Annotated in this window: 16 protein-coding genes; 10 read left to right on the top strand and 6 right to left on the bottom strand. The window is 39.1% G+C overall.

Annotation, left to right across the window (positions count from 1 at the left end):
* The first annotated feature begins 316 nt into the window (after positions 1-316).
* A complete protein-coding gene (locus FHS59_RS15460) occupies positions 317-925 on the top strand; it encodes a hypothetical protein (protein WP_184496324.1) in 609 nt (202 codons plus the stop codon).
* Between the two features lie 592 nt (positions 926-1517).
* Here the strand turns inward: FHS59_RS15460 and FHS59_RS15455 are convergent.
* Complete coding sequence (locus FHS59_RS15455) at positions 1518-3941, bottom strand: ABC transporter permease (protein ID WP_184496323.1); 2424 nt, start codon at positions 3939-3941, stop codon at positions 1518-1520.
* A 717-nt stretch (positions 3942-4658) separates the two neighbouring features.
* Between FHS59_RS15455 and FHS59_RS15450 the strand changes: the two genes are divergently transcribed.
* From FHS59_RS15450 to FHS59_RS15430, 5 genes are all read left to right on the top strand, one after another.
* The gene (locus FHS59_RS15450; RefSeq protein WP_184496322.1) at positions 4659-4922 is read left to right on the top strand and encodes a hypothetical protein; all 264 of its coding nucleotides are present in this window, start codon (positions 4659-4661) and stop codon (positions 4920-4922) included.
* A 23-nt stretch (positions 4923-4945) separates the two neighbouring features.
* A complete protein-coding gene (locus tag FHS59_RS15445; protein ID WP_184496321.1) occupies positions 4946-5308 on the top strand; it encodes a VOC family protein in 363 nt (120 codons plus the stop codon).
* Between the two features lie 357 nt (positions 5309-5665).
* Positions 5666-6040: a VOC family protein gene (locus FHS59_RS15440; RefSeq protein WP_184496320.1), complete on the top strand. Its 375-nt coding sequence runs from the start codon at positions 5666-5668 to the stop codon at positions 6038-6040.
* 71 nt (positions 6041-6111) lie between these two features.
* Entirely contained in the window at positions 6112-6732 is a 621-nt protein-coding gene (locus FHS59_RS15435) for a dihydrofolate reductase family protein (protein WP_184496319.1), read from the top strand.
* Between the two features lie 165 nt (positions 6733-6897).
* Entirely contained in the window at positions 6898-8367 is a 1470-nt protein-coding gene (locus FHS59_RS15430; RefSeq protein WP_184496318.1) for a M43 family zinc metalloprotease, read from the top strand.
* Positions 8368-8790: 423 nt separating this feature from the next.
* Here the strand turns inward: FHS59_RS15430 and FHS59_RS15425 are convergent, their stop codons facing one another.
* The 5 genes from FHS59_RS15425 to FHS59_RS15405 all read right to left on the bottom strand — a co-directional run bounded on the left by FHS59_RS15425 (position 8791) and on the right by FHS59_RS15405 (position 14663).
* Complete coding sequence (locus FHS59_RS15425; RefSeq protein ID WP_184496317.1) at positions 8791-11244, bottom strand: ABC transporter permease; 2454 nt, start codon at positions 11242-11244, stop codon at positions 8791-8793.
* A 467-nt stretch (positions 11245-11711) separates the two neighbouring features.
* Positions 11712-12083, bottom strand: a complete 372-nt coding sequence (locus tag FHS59_RS15420; protein ID WP_246388485.1) for a four helix bundle protein — start codon at positions 12081-12083, stop codon at positions 11712-11714.
* 53 nt (positions 12084-12136) lie between these two features.
* The gene (locus tag FHS59_RS15415) at positions 12137-12835 is read right to left on the bottom strand and encodes an ABC transporter ATP-binding protein (RefSeq protein ID WP_184496316.1); all 699 of its coding nucleotides are present in this window, start codon (positions 12833-12835) and stop codon (positions 12137-12139) included.
* Between the two features lie 103 nt (positions 12836-12938).
* The gene (locus FHS59_RS15410; RefSeq protein ID WP_184496315.1) at positions 12939-13304 is read right to left on the bottom strand and encodes a four helix bundle protein; all 366 of its coding nucleotides are present in this window, start codon (positions 13302-13304) and stop codon (positions 12939-12941) included.
* Between the two features lie 111 nt (positions 13305-13415).
* Positions 13416-14663 carry an efflux RND transporter periplasmic adaptor subunit gene (locus tag FHS59_RS15405; protein ID WP_184496314.1) on the bottom strand — a complete coding sequence of 416 codons (1248 nt, stop codon included), beginning with the start codon at positions 14661-14663 and terminating at the stop codon, positions 13416-13418.
* A 342-nt stretch (positions 14664-15005) separates the two neighbouring features.
* Here FHS59_RS15405 and FHS59_RS15400 point away from each other — a divergent pair, with 342 nt between their 5' ends.
* From FHS59_RS15400 to FHS59_RS15385, 4 genes are all read left to right on the top strand, one after another.
* On the top strand, positions 15006-16394 hold the full coding sequence (locus FHS59_RS15400) for a sigma-54-dependent transcriptional regulator (protein WP_184496313.1): 1389 nt from the start codon (positions 15006-15008) through the stop codon (positions 16392-16394).
* Positions 16384-17736: a sensor histidine kinase gene (locus tag FHS59_RS15395; RefSeq protein ID WP_184496312.1), complete on the top strand. Its 1353-nt coding sequence runs from the start codon at positions 16384-16386 to the stop codon at positions 17734-17736. Before FHS59_RS15400 ends, FHS59_RS15395 begins: the two co-directional genes overlap by 11 nt.
* Positions 17737-17800: 64 nt before the next feature.
* On the top strand, positions 17801-18691 hold the full coding sequence (locus FHS59_RS15390; RefSeq protein WP_184496311.1) for a cyclase family protein: 891 nt from the start codon (positions 17801-17803) through the stop codon (positions 18689-18691).
* A 101-nt stretch (positions 18692-18792) separates the two neighbouring features.
* Complete coding sequence (locus FHS59_RS15385; protein ID WP_184496310.1) at positions 18793-19314, top strand: TerB family tellurite resistance protein; 522 nt, start codon at positions 18793-18795, stop codon at positions 19312-19314.
* Positions 19315-19396 lie beyond the last annotated feature (82 nt).

Below are 19396 nucleotides of genomic sequence, written 5' to 3'. Positions count from 1 at the left end.
GTATACTCAGTCAGTAATTGTAAATCAAGATTGAACCCATTCGGTGGTTATTGATCATGGCGTTCACAAAGTAATTGTCAATCCTGACTGAACCCGCACCATTGCCGTTATCCCATATATAAGGCTAGCTTATTCCTTTGACAAAGTGCCAGACAGCACTTCGTCCACAATTTTTCGTGAGGAATCATCCGAAAATCGCACTAACTTCTTCATTTTGTTAGTTTATAGTTTTACAATTTTTAATTAAATTCAAACATCCAATTTCAGTATACGACCATTGAAAAAATCCTTTATAAGAGCAATATTTACCCTAACCATGCTGTTTAGTGGGGCTCTTTCTTTACTCGCGCAAGACCATTTTCCCTCCCAAATATGGCACAATGGAACTATCTATGGCATAGATGGAAATACCTATGCTGGCTTGGTAAAATATGATTTGGAAAATAATGTCGTTCAATTACAAACTGAGACCATTTCTACCTTTACAGCCTCCAATGTCAGTCATTTTGAAATCCATAACAATTCAAATGATGGGAAAAGAAGTTTTTATAGCCTTCCCTATGATCAAAATGGCGAAAATGAAACGCTGATTTTCTTTGAAGTCTTATCAGAGGGCAATGATATTGCGCTTTTATCTAGGGAATATATCCTGACTTATTACAAAGATTTGGGGACTAAGGGAGTGATTGGAATGAATCCTAGAAATGGACCAAAGACATTTACTGGATATCGATTGGCTTTCAATTATTACTTTTTCAAAAATGGAAAAATTGAGCCTTACAGCCTCAACCCTAAAGATTTATATACCATGCTCCCCGGGCATGATGAAGAAATCAAACATTTTATGAGAAAAAACGGATTGGACCACGACAAGCGCAGGGATTTGATGAGAATTACCGCCTATTATAACGAATTACAGAATTAATTTTTGAAGAAAACCGCTTTTTACGGTCTCCAACTACGACGGCATCATTTCCAAGAAAGTGACGCAAAAGAGGAGGTCAAAGACGAAGAAACCTTCGAGGTTAGAAAAAAACCTCAAAGATTAAGTGGTAACGGCATTTCTTACTGGTCTCGCCTTTGGCTCTCTGAGCTAGAATCAGATCTTTTTACCCAGTGCTGTGCTGATGCTGGGTTAGTACTTTTCTGCACCTTTGGTGCTTAGCTTTAAGGATAGGTTGAAACGTCGCACCTTTGCACCTTCGCGGGAGAATTTGTGGTCTTTGCAGTTTAAACAAAAAACCTTCGAGGCTTACTCTGCTATTTCAGGTTACTGACTTTATTCATCTGACTTGAGATTGCCAATACTCGTACCTCGTCTCGCCCGCCTACCGGAGGGCAGGCAATGACGTTTCAAAATATATCTTTTTGTAGGACAGGATTCTGTTATTACCGTTATTGGGAGCGCAGCTTGCGGAGCTTGGCAATCCTCGTCTGAATGTATTTTGCCCCGACAATCATCGGAGAATACACCATGTCCATATATGGTGAAGTAAGTATCTACCAATTATTTCACCCTATTCACTTTTCAGATAATCCACCGGATTAGAAGCAGCGGTTTTGAAACTCTGAAAACTTACCGTCAGCCAGGCAATCAGGATAGAAATCATTCCTGCCATCAGGATAAGCCAAAGATCAATCTCCGTTCGGTAGGCAAAATTCTGAAGCCAATAATTCTCCAAAAAGAAATAGCTAAGTGGTCCTGCCAGAATAAATGCAATAATCACTAAATAGGTAAAATCCTTGCTTAAAATAGTCACCAAGTTGGCCATGGAGGCACCAAGAGCTTTTCGGATACTGATTTCTTTGGATCGTTGCTCGGTAGTATAAGCTGCTAGTCCAAATAAGCCCAAACAGGCAATCCCAATCGCCAAAAAGGTGAAGATCAAAACGATATTACCCATCTTCTGTTCTTTTTGGAATAGGTTATTAAAGTCAGCATCCAAAAAGGAATATTCAAAAGGTGCCCCATCTGCATGTTTATTCCAGGTCTGTTCCAGTACATCCAGTTTCTCGGAGATCTGACCAGGATTGATTCTGATCGCTATTTCATTGAAATCATTTTGAGTCCCTTTCATCATCACCAATGGCCGGACATTTTGCCGAAGGCTCTCGTAATTGTAATCTTTCAATATACCAATCACCGTTCTATATGTGATCGATCCATCTTCATCCCAAAATCCTCCCACTGCTTGATTACCATCAAGTTCCGTCCATCCCATTTGAGCAAATGCTGTTTCATTGACCAGGACTGCCCCTGTGTCGGAAGGAATATCCTTCGAAAAGAACCTACCGCTAACCAATTTCATACCCATTGTCTCTAGGAAATTCTCATCCACCACATTGATATAACAAAGTATATCCTGTTGTTTGTCCTTGGTTCTCATCAATGAATTCCAGTACACTCTAGGAGGAAGAGAATTGGCAAAACTTGCATTGGAAAAACCTGTCTGATTGATCAGATCCTGTTTGAAGGCTTCCTTATTATTCCCTAAAGCCCGGATGTGTAAGAGGGACAAAACATTCTCCTTGTCAAAACCCAGGTTCTTATCCTGCATATAACCCAGCTGCTTGTAAACCACCATGCTACTGATGATCAAAACGGTAGAAATAAAGAACTGAAACACTACCAAGCTGCTTCGAAGATGGGATCTTTTTACTCCTGCCCGGATTTTTCCTTTTAGAACAGCAGCAGGGGAAAATGAGGTAAGGTAAAAAGCGGGATAAGATCCCGCCACCAAACCTATAAAAAGAATGAAGGCCAAAAACCCGAAAATAAATTCAGGCTGGATAAGAAAACCAAGGCCAATATCTTTCCCGGAAATTGCATTAAAAGGTTGAAATAGGATCAAAATGATTCCTAGAGCAATCAGACCAGCAAAGACACTGTTTAAAATAGATTCTGTCAAAAATTGAGTGATCAAGCGGCTTTTATATGCCCCGATGGATTTTCTCACTCCTACTTCTTTGGCACGATTTGCAGATCGGGCGGTAGACAAATTCATAAAGTTGATACAAGCGATCAGCAAAATAAAAACAGCAATCCCTCCGAATAAATACAGGTATTGCATGTTTCCGGTAGCTTTGATTTCTTCATCTAAATCAGATTTCAAATAAATATCCCGAAGAGGCATGGTTTGAATTCCATAGGCATTCCCTTGCTCTTTGAAAGCATCTAAAGATATACCAAGATACTTCTGAATCTCATCCCCAACATATTTTACCACAAATCCATTGAGCCCTTTGTCAATATCCGCAGGATTGGCTCCTTCCGTGATTTTATAATAAGTATAGAGATTATTACTTGTCCAGTTTTCCTGGTCAAAAAACCACCAATTTTCTCCTGAAATCACCGCATCAAAATCTATATGAGAGTTTAAGGGAACATCCTCCACCAGTCCCGTCACTTCCAAAGGCTTCTTTTCGGATCCACTATAAATCGTTTTTCCAACCGGGTCTTCCTTTCCAAAATATTTCTCTGCCACCGATTGGGTAAGGACAATTTTATCAGGGCCAGAAAGAGCAGTTTTAGGATCTCCTTTGATCAATTGAAATCCGAAAAAACTGAAAAAATTAGGATCCGCTACCAAGACAATTGGTTCAGTAAAAGCCTTTTCCTCTACGCGAAGCGGGAAAGTCCGCATCGTTCCAAAACGCACTGTTTCTTCTACTTGCGCAATTTCGTTTTCCATTGCGGGTCCCATTGGCGTGGCTGAGGTAGCCGAGGTAAACTCATTCCCATTCATTTTCCCACTGACATTGGCCCGGTAAATCCTATCTGCATCGGGAATAAACTGGTCATAGCTAAGTTCATCCAGTATAAAAAGGCAAATCAAAATACTTGCTGCCATCCCCAAACTTAAGCCGATAATATTGATGGCGGAATAGATTTTATTGCGCTTCAAATTGCGCATGGCGATTTTGAGATAATTTTCCCACATACTAGTTGGTGTTTAGGTTTCGGAAAAAAGTCGGTTTAGCTTTCAATAAACTAGATGCAGTTTTGCGACAGATAGTTGCATAGAGGATTTCAAAAACCAAAAAAAATATGCCTTTACCCTCAAAAAGCCGAATTCAGGACTGATGTGGTTATTACAAAATATGTATGTCCGCTTTCTTACCAGTATCAAAAGGAAAAAGGTCTTTAAGTATATTTCAACATGCTGTGGACACTGGACTGTCGTCGGTGGACGATTATCCGCAACTTTCTAAACTGATTTTTTAACTACGGGCTCCATTGCGGATAATCATATTACAAAATATGATGAGGTGAAAAATATTTTGGAAGGAACAGTCAAGGGACAGTTTTATAAATTCCAAGATCCTTCCGAGGAAGTGTTTTACCTCTCGGGGGAGTCCAGGGTTTATCTTTTCACAAAAAAGGAAGGAAAATTGTAGAAGCCGTTATAGCTGCTTTCACTTTCAATATGCTACAGCAAGTCATAGTTTATAACTAGGCTTTCACATTTATAATTCTTCAAATTGTTTAGTCCTCAGCATTCATCAAATTCAGAAATCCCATAGCTGAAATCTGGAGATAGAAGATTGATCTATAATCAATTAAGTTGCACTTATTTGGATAAGGAACTATATTAAACAGCTTTTTGACTAAGCATATTTAACTTTTTCAACAAGTAGTGATCCTGAAACGAATCCTTATGAAAACGATCCGATTTCTTGCCTTGAGCCTATTTTTGACCTTTGCTTTTTCGCGACTTGGAAAAGCCCAAGAAATAAATACGGTCGATAAGATGGAAATTTATCCCTTGTCGGATGATTCAGGGTATACAGTAAGAACCTGGGAATATCCTAAAGATGAAAAAACCAAAACCTTCGAGTATGTATCTAAGATTTGGAGTAAAACAGAAGGAAAATGGAAAATCAGTCTGCTTCATTCTACAGCTAAAGAAATACCTAATTAAGAATCAACCCTCAATTCCACTATATGAATTTCACCAAATTAGTTTCAAGTGTATTTTATCATGACCTAAATGATGGATTGGAAATGTTTGTCAACTGTCTGGAATTTTCTGTTGCCCATCAAGACCTTTATACATCCCAGCCTTATTGTGTTTTGAGAAAAGGTCAGATCGGTCTAATGCTTTTTCAAGACAAGGAATTGGCAGAAGAGCATCATCCAGAGCTAAGACTGGTAACAGATAATATAGAAGAAGTTTTTGCCAAAGTATCTTCTACTAATCCTCATTTTTTGCACCCAAATCTTAACCAAATTACTTTAAGACCATGGGGTGCCAGAGAATTTGCCATTACAGACAAACAACTTGGCATTCGATTTCAACAATGGTAGTAGTAAAAATATCTCAATTAGAAAAATCCTTTTTTTCATAAAAGGAGTGTAAAATTGAACATACTTCCTGATCACACACTCATAAATTTCAAGAAGATGAGTGAGAAAAAGTCGTTGGTTTAGAGCTTCTACCTTGGAATGAAATATTCTATATGAATATCCTCTTTTGCACCACCACCCTTTAATTCTTTGATTGAAGAGACGGAAGAAAGAAGACCGAAGACAGGAGCAAGCTAGACCTGAACTTCAAGTCTTCTTTTTTGCAGTCTAAAGTTTTCACTGGTAAGATTACGGATAATCATAATATTCTATATTAGCTTTTGACCTTGTATTTTTTATTTTCATAAATACTCAAAAATGGACCCTCAATTCGAAGCCGGAATTAATATCGCAATCAAAATCCCCAAGAGTAAATACGAAAAGACCGTTGCCTTTTATCGGGATATTTTGCGCTTAAAAGTAGAAGAAAAACCCATTGAAAACCCGACTGTTTCCCGAACGCATCAAGTTTCATTTGGAAATAATGTCATTTGGCTGGACTGCGTGGATAATTATACGCACTCGGAAACATGGCTGCAACTGACCGTGCCTGATGTAAATGAAGCCACCAACTATTTACTGGCCAATGGTGTGGAAACCTGTGATGAGCTGGAGGAACTCCCAGAAAACATGCATTGGATTCAAGACCCGGCGGGTACAGTTTTTAACCTGCAACAACGCAAGGGTAAGTAGCGGGATGAAATATTTCTATATAGAGAATTAGCGAGTTCATTTAAATTGAAACCAAAATCAATAAATCAACCATGAGCAAAATAATTTTTGATAGTGGAATATCTCTAGACGGTTTTTTCGCAGGTAATAACAGAAGTCCTCAAAACCCAATGGGCGGCGTTTCAGGACAGATTCATTCCTGGATGTTTCGGCAAAAGGCCTTTTGGGAATACCTAGGAGTAGAAGGGGGTAAAGAGGATAGCCTGGATGGGAAATTTATCAGAGAAACGATTGACCGGACGGGCGCATTTATTATGGGCAAACGGATGTTTGAGGAAGGGGAAGTTGTTTGGCCAAATGACCTTTATAAAGCAGATGTCTATGTGTTAACACATGAAAAGCGCGAACCTTGGGTACAGGAAGGATCTACTACTTTTCACTTTATCAATGACGGAATCGAAAGTGCTTTGGAGAAAGCTCTAAAATCTGCGAATGGAAAGGATGTAAGAATCCAAGGTGGAGCCAATACCATTCAGCAATTTCTCAATGCTGGCTTGATTGATGAATTTTTCATTCACATCGCCCCTGTTTTCTTGGGCAGCGGAATCAGATTATTTGAAGGAATAGACAAAGACAAATATGAACTGAAAATCATGGAAGTCATCCCTTCAGATCAAGTGACCCATTTGAAGTATTCTCTGATAAAAAAGTAATTTCTCTACCGTACCAAATCAGAAAGTCTTCTTCTACCCAAAACAAAATTTTTAAATAATCCAGACAAAGATCAATTTTCAAGAAAGCGCCTGTTGCAGACCGAAAGAATATTTCGTTTAGTTGAAAATGCTTTTTCAATAATTTTTCGTGGCCACAATATTAAAATGAAAAACCCAAAACGAACCTTAGAAATATTCTTGTTAATTTTTTCATTCTTAGCTATCTCCGCTTGCAGCAATTTAGAAGATGAAAAACTAAAAGCTTTTAACAGTCAAGTTGCCGGGATAAAAATCACCGCATTTGACTCGATATTCTCAACCACCTTTAAAGAACAAACTCTGAAGATTTTTCCTCAATTTTTGAATGGGATAGATGAAGTAGTTACTTTGGAAGAAATTCCCAAAAGGGTGATATACATCAATGATAAGGTCAGCAAAGATCTGGTTATCGACACCAGCGAAGAAGCTGAATATTCTGTTTATATGAAGGTTGGCAGTGTTAAAAGCAACACACTTCGGATAAAAGTCATGGATGTAAATACCCGAACATATATTTCAAGAATAGAAATTTCACAGGGAGATTCTACTTTTTCACCATATGCCATTTCTGGAATTTCAAGAATTGACTTGAAGCCCAGAATCTATAATTACAAGGAACAAGAATTTGAAGCAGACTTTTATCCTCCGTATTCAGTCTGGTATGATGGGATGGAATATTCCGATCCAATCGACATTTTGGTGAACCGCACGGGAAACATTCCTTATTATGTAGTTTCGGGAGATAAGAAATCTGAGGTACAATATATTATCTCGAGAGAAAAGCCTGATTTTTCAATGATCTATAGTCTGCCTATCATTTTTCATATAGTAGAGGGTCCAAAAAGCAGAGATGTGCAATCTGAAGAAATTCAGGGAATTTTAGATGATACAAATGGGCACTTTAGAAATGATAAAAGTCTAATCAGAAAAAGCCATAATACAGTCGATTCTGGAATCCAATTTACCTTGGCACTTACAGACACGCTTGGTAACATGTTAGTAGAACCTGGAATTCACCGTATTAAAACTGATGAAGAAATATTCCCTTTTAACACAGACCTAACCAATGAATTTATTTTTGAACATCTATGGGATCCGGAAAAATACGTCAATGTGTTCCTTATGGAGCTGTCTGGAGTTGGAGGTTTTGCCAGTTATCCCAGAGAATATCCAGCCGATCAAATCCCTCCGCTTTCTTTTAATTACATGGCTGCTGTTGGAATGTCTTCCTATCGAAACTCTAAGACATTAACCCATGAACTGGGTCATTTATTCGGCCTTCGCCACATATTTAATAATGATGAATATGAACCATGCAAAGATGGAGATGGATTACCTGACACAGAGTCCTACCTGAAACAGGGCAACATCCTGGCCAAGTCTCCTGCCATCTATTGCAATGACATTCCATTTTATTCCACCAATTATATGGATTATATCGGAGCCAAGAATAGCTTCACGCTCGATCAGGTTCTCAGGATGAGAGAGGTTATATCAAAGAATATCTATTTACCGGCCATCGATTCAAAAGGGAAAGTAGAAGCTGGTCCATTTGTAAAAGGAAAACTGGATTTAACTATCAAGTCAATTGAATAAAACTGGAAATCATCATTTTAACTGATTCTTAATTACCCAATCTGGGTGTAGTCAAATTGTTTTTTGGACTGGATGGAATTTGTAATTCCACCCTAATATCCTTACCCATTTGCATAGAGTGAAAAACCTTCGAGGTATTAAAAACCTCAAAGGTTTACTCTGCTAATTCAGGTTTCTGACTTTATTCATCTGACTTGAGATTGCCACGACTCGTACCTCGTCTCGCCCGCCTACAAGAGGGCAGGCAATTACGTTTCAAAATATATCTTTTTGTAAGAGCAGGATTCTGTAATTGCCGTCATTGCGAGCGCAGCTTGCGGAGCGTGGCAATCCAGCCAACTAACACAAGATTGCTTCGCTCGTTCCTCACTCGCCCGCCTACCGGAGGGCAGGCAATGACGAAATCATAAATCCGAAATCCAATCACTCGCTTTTCAAGGAGTTGACTGGATTGGCCGTTGCCGCTTTAATTGATTGATAACTCGTCGTGAGCAAAGCAATCACAATTGCAAAAACACCTGCTCCCAAGAATACCTGCCAACCTAGCTCTTGCTTATACTGATAATCTTCCAGCCATTTTCTCATGGCATACCAAGCAATCGGGGATGCAATGAAAAATGCGATTAAGACAAGTTTTGCAAATTCTTTGGATAGCAAGACGATAATGCTTCCAATACTGGAACCCAGTACTTTTCGAATACCGATTTCTTTGGTTCTTTGCTCTGCTGTAAAGGCAGTCAAAGCAAATAATCCCAAACAGGCAATGACGATTGCAAATCCGGCAAAGATTCCGAATACTTTCCCAAGTCTTGATTCTGAGGCGTACATATTACCAAATCGATCATCTAAAAAGGAATAGGTAAATGGTTGTCCTGGAGCAAACTCATTCCAGGTTGCTTCCACAAACTCTATTACCTGATCAGTATTCGTGGCATTAAAACGGAAAGAAGCAATACCCTCAGGTCCATCATTTATGAAAATCATGACTGCTCCGATATTTTCTTTCAAGGATTCGAAATTGAAGTTTTTCACTACACCCACTACGGTTTTACTCTGAAGATTTTGCATATCCAAATTTTCATTGTCTCCAGCCATGGTGTAGATTTTCTGACCCAATGGATCTCCCTCAAAATTGAAATTGGCCAAAGCTGTTTCATTAAGAATCACGGCACTGGAATCAGAAGGATACTCTAGTGAAAAATCTCTACCCTCGACAATCTCCATTCCCAGGGTTTTGATGTAATCATAATCCACTCTCCAGTTTTGGATGGAAACCATGTTTTCGGTTTGCTTTGGATCCTTTCCTTCCGCCCACCAAGGTGTATCACTTCTATAGGTTCCTGACACTGGAAGGTATCCGGAAATAGTCCCACTTTCCATCATGCTATTGGCCAATACTGCAGCTTTAAATGCTTCTGCCTGATCTCCTAAAGCATAAATATCCTCAACTGTAATCACCTGTTCTTTGCTGAATCCGATCTTTTTGTTTTGGATAAAGTTCAGCTGATTGAATACAGCGATGGTTGCGATGATCAAAATGATCGAAATAGAAAACTGAAATACTACCAGAGAACTTCGGATCAGCCCACTTTTCATTCCTGTGGAAACTTTACCTTTTAGGATGCTGACAGGCTTAAATCCGGATAAGAAAAAGGATGGATATGTCCCAGCCAAGAGACCTGTTCCGATGGCCCCAAGAATTAAAATTCCATAGAAACCAATCTGTGAAAACGGAACTGAAAGAGTTCTTCCCGCCAAGTCATTAAATACCGGAAGTAAAAATGCAACAATTGGAATTGCGATAAGGAAGGAAATCAAACTCAGAAGCATGGACTCCATCAAAAACTGACGGATCAAGTGCGAACGGAAAGACCCCATTACTTTTCTGATACCAACTTCCTTGGCACGATTGGAGGATCTTGCCGTGGATAAATTCATAAAGTTGATGCAGGCAATCACCAAAATAAACAAGGCAATGGCTATAAATAAATAGATGTAGGTGATGTTAAAATTGGGTTCAAACTCTCCCATAAGATCACTTTTCAAGTGGATATCCAACAAAGGTTGAACCTCATATTCCATCTTACCACCATTTGCCAACATAGCGTCCATAGTCGCACCCTCACCAAATATTTTTCCCAGTTCAGGTTCAATATTCTTTTTGACAAGGGAAGCCATTTTTTCATTAAATGCCTTTGGATCTGAACCTTTCCTTAATTTCATGTAAGTCTGAAAATTGTTACTAAGCCAAGAAGTGGTTTGTGCTTCAGACAGGCCTTCCATAGAAAGCAGAAAGTCAAAATGGAAATGGGTGTTTTGGGGAATGTCCTCATAGATTCCTGTAATCCTGAAATCCATGTCATTGTCTAGAATTAAAGACTTACCCAATGCGCTTTCTCCGGGAAAATATTTCTCTGCTGCCGATTTACTGATTGCCATGGTATTTGGCTCGGCTAAAACCCCTTCCGGATTTCCTTCCAAAAGTGGAGTTCCGAACACATTAAAAAAGTCCTTGCTGGCCCAGATCACATTATTTTCCTTGATGTTTTGATCCACTCTTTTGACCAGATAAGATCCCCTCTGCCTAAAATTCACTGCATATTCCACTTCTGGAAACTCCGCTGGCAATGCCTCTACCATCGGTGCGGGAGCCTGGATCATGTCCCAGTGATTGCCTCCAAAAATGATGTCAGCATGTATTCTATAAATCTGATCTGCATCCTTAAAATGCTTATCATAGGACAGCTCATTGATCACAAAAAGTGAGATGATCATACAAACAGCCACACCGACAGACAATCCAAGGATATTTATGAAGGTGTAGAACTTATGCTTTTTTAAGTTCCTGATGGCAATTTTGATATAGTTTTCAAACATAGCGTTAGTGGTTTAGATTGGGTAAAGCCTCTGCCTGGCTGTTAACCCAACTTTAATAAGATGCTTCACCTATGAGAAAGGTTGCAACAGTATTCAATTTTCCCGTGGCCTATATCCCATAAATCACTGATTTTTCGGTCTATGAGACACAGACTGAGAATACGAAATTAAGATTGGCTATCAAGGTGTTCCATTAGCTATTCAGGATTTATGCCATTTAAAAAAAGCTCTCTGGAAGCCAGAAAGCTAATTTTCAATTTTTTATCTCTCTAAGTTCGTACAGAAACGTTCGCTTTCGGGCAAAGCCTATTGGCTTATTAACCTTGGTTTTGATGACATCAAACACGAAGAAGATTAGGAAAATAGATTGGTTTTAGTCCGATCACCCAGAAGACGGAAAACTATATGTGAGGAGTATCTGGAGGCGGAGCATAGGGAGAGGGAAGTGGGAAGTTGGAAGTTGGAAGTTAAACTAGGGTTTTCCTAAAAGCAGCAATACTGTTCATTAAATCAAAAGCATTTTTATAATGCTCGTTAAACTGATCCTCAGATACGTATTTTCTTAATTTTGCTTTATGAAGACAGGTAACTACCTCAGCTATTGAACGAAGTGAATAGCCAATAAACTTCTTGAATTCTGCTTGTGAATTTCCTGTTGCACCTTCAGCAATATTCAGAGCAATTGAATCAACCGCTCTTCTTATTTGTGAGGTTAAATTAAATTTTTCATCTGTGGGAAAGCTTTTCGATAATTCAAAAACCTCCTCACCAAATTTCATGGAAGATTGCCAGATACGTAATTTTTCAAATTTAAAATCCATAAATAATTGCTCTAGCATTGAATGGAAGAAGGAAAAAACTTCCTACTTCCATTCTTCCTACTTCCAACTAATTAAACATGAAACTGCTCCCTGATATTCTCAGTCACCACTTTACCATCAAACAAGTTGATCGTTCTGTGGGCATAGTTGGCATCATGAGGAGAGTGAGTCACCATCACGATAGTGGTTCCTTCGTTGTTCAGTTCTTCCAAAAGTCTCATTACTTCTTCACCGTTAGTGGAATCCAAGTTACCTGTAGGCTCATCGGCAAGGATCACAGAAGGCTTTGCTACAATAGCTCTGGCGATCGCCACACGCTGCTGCTGACCACCGGAAAGCTGCTGTGGGAAGTGATTTCTTCTGTGCATGATATTCATTCTGGTAAGTACCTCTTCTACTCGGGTTTTGCGCTCGTCAGAAGGGATTTTCAGATACAAAAGTGGAAGTTCAACGTTTTCAAACACTGTCAATTCATCAATCAGATTAAAGCTCTGGAAGACAAATCCAATATTCCCTTTTCTCAATGAAGAACGCTGTCTTTCTGAAAACTTAGCAACTTCCTGATCCAGGAAAAAGTACTCTCCGGCATCTGGGTTATCCAGAAGACCCAGGATATTCAATAATGTGGACTTACCACATCCTGAAGGTCCCATAATGGCTACAAATTCGCCTTTTTTGATTTCGATCTGGATGCTGTCCAAAGCAGTAGTTTCTACCTCTTCGGTCGCATACATTTTCCTAAGATTGACGGTTTTGATTACGTTGGTCATGGTGTGTTTTTGTTTATTTATATTTTTTGAATTTCAATATTTTGATTTTTTTTAACGAGGACGGAAGACTGAAGACAGCAGACCGAAGAGCCGATTCCACTATTTATTTTATGTTTTTTCTAAATGCGATCATCATGTTCATTAAATCTTGACAGTCCTTATACATTTTATCAAAAACAGAATCATTCAGGTATTTCCTGTTAATAGCTTTGTATAAGCAGGTTATTACTTCTGCTAAAGACCTAATTGCATATCCTATAAACTTCTTTTGCTCCAGGTTACTTTGAAGAATAGCACCCTCGGAAATATTTAATGCGATCGAATCCGTAGCTCTTTTAAATTGAGAAGAAAGATTGAATAATTCGTCTTTTGGAAAGTTTTTGCAAATGACGTGAACCTGCTCTCCAAGTTCCATTGCCTTTTGCCAAATAATAAGTTTTTCGAACTTGAAGCTATTCCTATATTCCATCTAATTTTATCTTCATACTTCTAAACTCTTCTCAATTTTTTATCATCTGCCTTTGAATTCTGACTTTGTCTCCCATCTTCAGTCCCCTGTCTTCCGTCTCCAGTCTTCCCTCTACTTCAACTCCAGCACTTCATTGTCACCGAAATTCTCATATCCTGAGACAATCACTCTTTCTCCTTCTACCAAGCCATCCAAGACTTCATAGTATTCTGGATTTTTTCTACCCAATCTGATATTTCTCTTTTCAGCATTTCCAGTAGAGTTCAAGACAAATACCCAGTTACCCCCCGTATCTTTAAAGAATCCTCCAGTTGGTAAAAGCAGGCTCTGCTCGCTATCTCCCAATTCAAGTCGAATTCTCACACTTTGTCCACGACGGATACCTTTTGGGCTTTCTCCGGTGAATTTCATATCCACTTCAAATCGACCATTTGTAATCGTCGGATAGATTTTCATGATTTCCAATTCATGGTCTACTCCGCTCAAAGTGAATTTACCTCTCAGACCTTGCCCGATTCTAGGAAGGTACAATTCATCAATTGGTACTCTCACTTTAAATTCATCCAGCACGTCAATCTGACCATAACGCTCTCCTGAATTGATTGCCTGACCAACTTCAATTTGTTCCATCGCAAGCTGTCCTGCGATTGGAGCTTTGATCACGAGGTTATTCAAAATCTGGCCTACCCCATTCAGAGAAGCATTCATTCTGCTTTCTGACTGGCGCAACTGAGCCAATTGGTAAGATCTGGCGATAGAATCACTTCTATAGGATGCATAGGTCAATTCCTTTCTTTTCAGATTGTATTCATATTGCTCTTTCACTTCTTCGAATTCGCGGTCAGAAACCAGCTTTTTCTCATGAAGCTCTTTGAATCTTTTGTATTGAGGTTCCAAAAGGCTGATCTGATAATCGATCTCTGCTAATTGACCCTGTTGACTCAAATCATTTTGATCTAAGAAAAGACGAGTCTGGCGCAGGTTGTTGATTTGCTCATACAGCATGGTTTCACGCTGCATCACATCCAACTGGAGATTGGAATTGGCCATGATCAATATCGTATCTCCTACATCCACCAAAGCTCCCGATTCTCTGACGATCTCTGCGACCATCCCTCCTTCAACTGCATCGAGGAAGAAAGTCTGGGCAGGTTCGATCTGACCGGAAACCAAAATGTAATCGGTAAATTCTCCGGTACTGACAGTCGCAATACTGAGACGATCCTGCTCTACATTCATAGTAGATCGGTGATCGGCAAATCCGATTTGATAAATAATTCCGGCGACTAAAACTACTCCGCCGACAATCCAAGCAATCTTCCTGGGCGTCCAGGTCTTCTTTTGTATTTTTCTATCCATTGTGTGTTTCTGCCTTTTTAGGCTGATACCCATTATGCCAAATGGTATGCCATCAAAAAAACGGCGTTCTACGGCCTTAATTGGAGGTTTGAAGAAATTCGGAATCTAAAGTCCCGAACATTTTTGTTCGCAGGCGAACAAAACCCGCTCATCTTTCTTATCTTATTGGAATGCTTTTCCTAATTAGTCAATCGGACAAAAAGCCTTAATTTTAAGCATAAGGCTGTATTTGATTTGATTTTAATAGAAAAGAATAATTCGGTATGCTTTTGGAACAAGGAGCAAGCATTATTTGAGAAGGCAGAAAGTCTTTTTCAACTATTAAAAAAAACTAACTATTCAATGAGCGAGCAAAAAATCGGTAAAATTCTCATTATAGATGATAATGAAGATCTACTAAAGGCAGCCAAAATTTTTCTAAAGAGGCACTTTGCACAGGTAGATACCGAGACAAACCCAGACCTACTTCCCATTTTAACTCATAACGAGCAGTATGATGTGATCATGCTCGATATGAATTTCACCAAAGATGTAAGTTCCGGACAAGAAGGTTTTTATTGGCTGGACAGAATTTTGGAACTAGATCCCTCTGCGGTAGTAGTTTTGATTACTGCTTACGGGGACGTTAACCTGGCTGTTCGGGCCATTAAAGAGGGAGCTACGGATTTTGTTCTGAAGCCTTGGGAAAACGAAAGACTACTCGCAACCTTAAATTCAGCTTTGAAATTAAGGCAGAAAAAACTGGAGGTGGACTTGCTGAAAGATCAAAAGCTCACCATGCAAGAGGACATAGATCGGAAATTTGCTGATATCATCGGACAAAGTCCAGCCATGCAAAAAGTCTATGAAACGATAGAACGTGTTGCATCTACTGATGCCAATGTGTTGATTTTGGGAGAAAACGGAACCGGGAAAGAATTGATAGCGAGAGCTATTCACAGACATAGCCGAAGAAACAAAGAAGCATTTGTCGGCGTAGATCTGGGTTCGATTACCCAATCCCTTTTTGAATCTGAGCTCTTTGGACATAAGAAAGGTTCATTTACCGATGCCAAAGAAGACCGTGCGGGTAGATTTGAACAAGCACATAAAGGAACGCTTTTCTTGGATGAAATCGGAAACCTTCCACTTCCACTACAGGCTAAATTGCTAGCTGTCCTTCAAAATAGACAGGTCACCAGGGTTGGTGCAAACAGAGCAGTGGATGTCAATATCCGATTGATTTCTGCTACCAATATGCCGATTCATAATATGGTTTATGAAAATGGTTTCCGTCAGGATTTGCTGTACCGAATCAATACCATTGAGATTCAGTTACCACCATTGAGAGAAAGAGCAGACGATATACTTTTGCTTGCCAACCATTTCATCTCTTTCTATTCTAAAAAATACAACAAGGATGTCAGAAAGGCTTCTGAACCTCTTATCAAAAGAATGATGAAATATCATTGGCCTGGAAATATCCGTGAACTTCAGCACAGCATCGAGCGGGCTGTCATCATGAGTAACCACAATGTTTTGCAGCCGGAAGATTTATTCCTGCAAAAGATGCAGCAGCCAGAGCAGAAAGATGAATCTGTGAGTCTGGAGCATCTGAATATTGAAGATGTGGAGCGTATTCTGATCAGAAAAGCCCTACAGAAACACAATGGTCATATCACTAGAGCTGCTGAGGAATTAGGCTTGACCCGATCTTCACTTTACAGAAGATTAGAAAAATATGGTTTATAAGCGGTTCTCTTTTGGAGTTGGGTTCAGGACATTATTAATTGTCCTGAATTTGTACTTAGGCCTTTGGCTTTATTACAATCAGGAATTGTGGCTGGCTCCTGGAATTTTGGCATTTATCGCCTTCATCCAGATTGGCGAGTTGATTTATTATGTCAACTCGATCAATCATAAGCTTGCAAGATTTTTGGATTCCATCCGATTCACGGATTTCTCCAGTTCATTTACTTCAGACAGTCAAATGGGCGGTTCTTTCCGTGAAGTCAATATTGCTTTTAACGAGGTGATGAATGTGTTTAAGCAAACGCGGGCCGAAAAGGAAGAGCAAATGCTTTTTCTACAGGTCATCATCCAGCATATCAATTCGGGTATAATTTCTTTTAATTCTGAAGGAAAAATCGGGGTAATCAATAATGCTGCAAAGCACTTACTTCAGATTCCTCAATTCAGGGATATTTCTGATTTAGGTAAGCTATCCCCTGCCCTTTTAGAACAGGTGATGGAAATGAAACCGGGTCAAAGGCTTTCGTACAAAGTCAATCCATCTCTGCATTTAATTATACAGTCCACCTCTCTAAAAATGGGTGGCCAGAGCTGGACCTTGCTTTCATTACAAAATATCAATGCGGAACTTCAATCCAATGAATTGGAGGCTTGGCAGAATCTGACAAAGGTTTTGAGGCATGAAATCATGAATTCCATCACGCCTATTTCCAGTTTGGTGGATTCTTTAAGCACCATTTTGGAAGAAGATTCTTATGTACAAAAAGAAGGATTCCTGATCAAAAGAGATGGGTACCAAGATATACAGGAGGGTTTAGAAACCATTGCTAATAGAAGCAAAGGATTGGTGAATTTTGTGAATGCCTATAGAGATTACACCAATATCCCTGTGCCTAAAAAGGAGTTTACCACAGTCAAATCTCTCTTTGAAAATGTATTGATCTTGATGAAAGAGGATTTGAAGTTTTCTGAGGTCAAAATAGAAACTAACATACTTCCGAATGATTTGGAAATCCATTGTGATCCGGACCAAATCACCATGATCCTGATCAATTTGGTAAAGAACGCCAGCGAATCTCTTCAAAATCAAGCCGATCGAACAATTTGGCTTTCTGCTATTTCCCAAGGAGATATGGGAACAGTTTTGCGGGTAGAAGATCATGGACCAGGAATTATTCCAGAAGCATTGGAGCGCATTTTTGTTCCTTTCTACACCACCAAAAAAACAGGTTCTGGAATTGGTTTGGCCATTTCGAGACAGATCATGAACCTACATAAGGGAAGCTTGCAGGTCACTTCCATTCCAGGAGAGAAAACCGTTTTCTCACTGAATTTCAGGTAAAGGAATCGTCAGATTTTATCCAGATTTTCTTTTCTTTAATCTTTCCAATTTCCACCCTTTCAAGATGCAAAAAAGAGTAAAGTTTGACTTTGAGATTCACTTCACCAATGGAGGAAATATCAAAGGAGAAGACTTCAGACTGGATATCCACGGAGACAACATTTCTGATAAAGAATTGGCTGATTATATCATTTCAGATATGAGGCTGCTGATGGTCGGAAAAACCATTATTTCCAACAAAGTGATTTTTGAGGAAGCTCATAAACGAAAAGAAATTGAAAAGCAAAAATCAAATGGGTTATTAATTGATCTGAGTCATACAATTGAAGATGGTTTAGTGACATATAAAGGACTCCCCGCGCCTATTGTCTGTGATTATTTGAGTAGAGAAGAGTCCAGAAAGTTTTATGAGGTAGGAACGGAATTTCAGATCGGAAAAATTGAAATGGTAGCCAATACAGGCACTTATTTAGATTGTCCATTTCACCGTTTTGAGAATGGCAAAGACACCTCAGAAATTACCTTGGAACAATTTGTAGATCTGGAAGGAATCGTGATCCGGATTCCATATAATAAAACCCTAGAAATCAGAGAAACTCATCTGGAGAATTATGAAATCAGAAACAGAGCTGTATTGATTCAGACGAATTGGAGTAAGCATTGGAATACAGAAGCATATTATGAAAACCATCCATTTCTCACTCAAAAAGCAGCAGAATATTTAAGGGATTGTGGAGTGAAGTTAGTTGGAATAGATTCCCATAACATCGATGATACCCGGAGAAACAGCAGGCCAGCACATACCACTTTGCTAGGAGCTGAGATTCTAATAGTCGAGCACATGAACAATCTCCACCTACTTCCAGATGAGGATTTCACCTTTACAGCTGCACCACCTAAATTCAAAGGAGTTGGCACTTTCCCGGTACGGGCATTTGCGAAAACAAAAAAATAACATTTTCCTCCCCTCTAGCTTTTATATACATAAAATACCCCGTACTGGGTATTTTATTGTAATTCAAGTATTTGTAACTTATTACAAAAAATAAAGAGGATATGGAAGAAAATATCATCACCCAAACCCAAATAGCTTTTCATAATTTAAATGGTCTTGTCAATGGTATCTCGATGGATGGCAGGATTACTAAAAGTGAATTTGATGCAATGAAATCCTGGTGCCAAACCCACGATGGACTTTGTGAAAAAGAACCATTTTTAACTTTCCATGAAGAGGTTAGAAATATCATTAAAACCGGTCAATTAGGTTCTGAGGAAATCTATGAAATCAAAAAGGTTCTCGAGAAATATGCTCCAAAATTTGAGGAGAGCGATCCCTCAAAAGCCTCCTTGCACTTTTTACAAGGTATCTGCTATGGCATCATGGCGGATGGAGATATTAATAAATACGAACTGAACCTGCTTAAAAAATGGCTCGATGATCATGAGCAGTTAAAAGATACGTACCCATTTAATGAGATTGCCGAACATGTAGAAATAGCAATTTCACACGGTAAATTGGATCAGGAAAATTATCTCAGTCTCCAGAAGTATTTCAGAGAGTTTTTAAAAATTGAGTAAGATAAATGAGTCTCAATTTTTTCTCGTAGGACGTTTGAAGAAAACTCTGCTTAGAAGTGACTTTGAAATTCCATCAGATTGA

Origin of the sequence: Algoriphagus iocasae (assembly GCF_014206875.1) — a bacterium.
GTDB classification, from domain to species: Bacteria; Bacteroidota; Bacteroidia; order Cytophagales; family Cyclobacteriaceae; genus Algoriphagus; species Algoriphagus iocasae.
Note: the sequence above shows the minus strand (reverse complement) of the source record. Positions and strands in the feature narration are given on the sequence as shown.